The sequence below is a fragment of the Actibacterium sp. 188UL27-1 genome, assembly GCF_016901225.1.
Taxonomy (GTDB): Bacteria; Pseudomonadota; Alphaproteobacteria; order Rhodobacterales; family Rhodobacteraceae; genus 188UL27-1.
In genome coordinates this window covers 1-1,986 of sequence record NZ_JAFEUL010000047.1, presented here as the reverse complement: position 1 = coordinate 1,986, position 1,986 = coordinate 1, and the positions used below count along the sequence as shown (strand labels likewise).

Genomic DNA, 1,986 nt, shown 5'->3' with positions numbered 1-1,986 from the left:
ATCAGGCAATGCGGTGATGGTATCTTCTCTCATGTGGCATATCCCTTTCTCTGCAGAGAATTGACGGCGACTTGAACACTGCCATGATATGCCGCCCCTCAGGGCCATCACCAACTTTCAGCTATTTCTCTCAGCAGGGCTGTTGCGGACGTATCACGAAACCAGTTCTTCAGATCCAGAAAACAGTAATCCACTCCTCAGCAAAATCGTCAAAAAAACCAGTCAGAACGGTGCGCTATAGATCGAAGTTAAGATGCTGCGTGAGTAGATTGAGCGCATCAACACAGAGCGCGAGCGTGAACGGGCGCAACTGTGCGATCAGATCGAGGCTTTGAAGGATCAGGCAGAGCGCCGACCACAGGCGAGCACTGGCAGTGCTTTCGGATCAGCGCGACAAGGCGGCAGAGCAGCCCAAACGCAGCTTCTGGGCGCGTCTGACAACGTGATTTAAGTGTCTAAGTGTAACTACCCATGGAGGTTGGCGCACTTTTATTTGAGCATAGGCGATTAAGGCTCTAGACAGGTGAAAAAGATGTAGATTGCTGCGCTGAGGCAGTGGTTTAGTGAAGCGGAATAGGAATGGAAAAAATTATGAGATATTATAAATTGCGCAACATTTGTATCTGCACAGTTGAACAGCAGATGGACGTTTTGACTATCCGAAATAGTAATTCTGTTCGGAATTCGATGTATAATGAGCATGAAATTGGTGTTAATGAGCATTTTTCGTATATTAAAAGACTTAAAGAAGATAGTAGGCAAAAAGTTTTTGTTATATTGCGGGATGGTGAAAAGGCCTCTGGTGTTGTTAGTCTAAATCAGATTGACACGTTACACAAAAAAGCAGATTGGGCATTTTACTTAGATGAAAATGAGCGTGGCGGCGTCGGTTCTTTACTAGAGATTTTTATGCTTGATTTTGTTTTTTCAAAACTTGAAATGGAGAAACTTAATTGCGAAGTAATCGAAACAAACCCTAACGTTGTAGCGATGCATAAAAAATTTGGATTTGTTGAGGAGGGGTTTCGACGCTCGAATATTGAAAAGGATAATGAGAGGATCGGCGTGCACTTCTTGGGCGTTACTAAGGGTGATTGGAACGCCATGCGAGAAACAAGAATTTCAGAGTTTTCAAGAAAGGTGCCTGATATTGAAATAATTTTCGATAATGAGGAAGTGAATGCTTCACACTCAGTGATCGATAAAATTCAATCAGCGCGATCTAAGAATAATATAAATTGGATGAGTCTACTTAGATTATCCGTAGAAAAAAGCCCCAGCCAGTCTTTACCCCTTATCAAGGAAATTATGAAAATTGATGGTGAGATAAATGATCTTACTAAGGATTTATTAGAAGAGTAACGCCAATACGAAAACGACCTTCTCCGCGAAGGGCAGGCCGTCATTTCGTTCGCGGGACTCTGTTGCACCAATACCGTGAGGGACTCATCTTGTGAATTCAGCGTGGTCGCTGGGATGCATGAGCAGACCGACACCCCTGACCTCCAAGACCAGGAAATGGCCAGCCTGTAACGAAGCGCTCAAGCGCTGTGGCTCGCTGATGATATGGTTCGACCCAAAGATGATCTGGGACGCTGTACTGATCGGCAAACGCGGCAGACAGCCGATCTACAGCAATACTACAATCCAAACTGACGATGAAGGTGTTATTCGGCATGGCGCTCAGGCAGGCATGGGCAGATCAATGGACGGCGTCCGATAGCTCGTGCCGAAACGCCGACACTCGACCTCAACAATCACCTTATGTCGCAAAATCTGCCCTCGCCCAATACGACGTCATTAACCATGTCAGTAACGACGTCCTATAAGATCTGATTAGGCAGCGCGGCAGGTGGTTCAAAAGTAAGCGATGTCTCGGGACCGTCTACGGGTTGGCTTGACTGGCGTTAAAGCTCCACGGGAGGAGTTCATCTAGCCTGTTTTGCGGGTGCCCGCTGGCGATGCGTTCAAGGGTGGTTCTGAGGT

2 protein-coding genes and 1 pseudogene are annotated in these 1,986 nt (G+C 46.3%); 2 read left to right on the top strand and 1 reads right to left on the bottom strand.

Annotated features, from left to right (window positions below; genetic code table 11):
* Positions 1-579: 579 nt before the first annotated feature.
* Together pseH and IU397_RS23095 are read left to right on the top strand one after the other, a co-directional pair.
* Positions 580-1,362 (top strand): UDP-4-amino-4,6-dideoxy-N-acetyl-beta-L-altrosamine N-acetyltransferase, encoded by a 783-nt coding sequence (gene pseH / locus IU397_RS23100; RefSeq protein ID WP_204417976.1) that lies wholly within the window; start codon positions 580-582, stop codon positions 1,360-1,362.
* A gap of 118 nt (positions 1,363-1,480) precedes the next feature.
* Positions 1,481-1,691: pseudogene (locus IU397_RS23095) on the top strand (transposase); the annotation flags it as partial.
* 194 nt (positions 1,692-1,885) lie between these two features.
* On the opposite strand, the gene IU397_RS24100 reads toward IU397_RS23095, so the two are convergent.
* Positions 1,886-1,986, bottom strand: a 101-nt coding sequence (locus tag IU397_RS24100) for a transposase domain-containing protein (RefSeq protein ID WP_204417581.1), incomplete at its 5' end; no start/stop codon positions are given.

Bases quoted from the DNA above. Each gene is read 5' to 3' on its own strand.
- pseH (WP_204417976.1), top strand. From the start codon at position 580: ATGGAAAAAATTATGAGATATTATAAATTGCGCAACATTTGTATCTGC.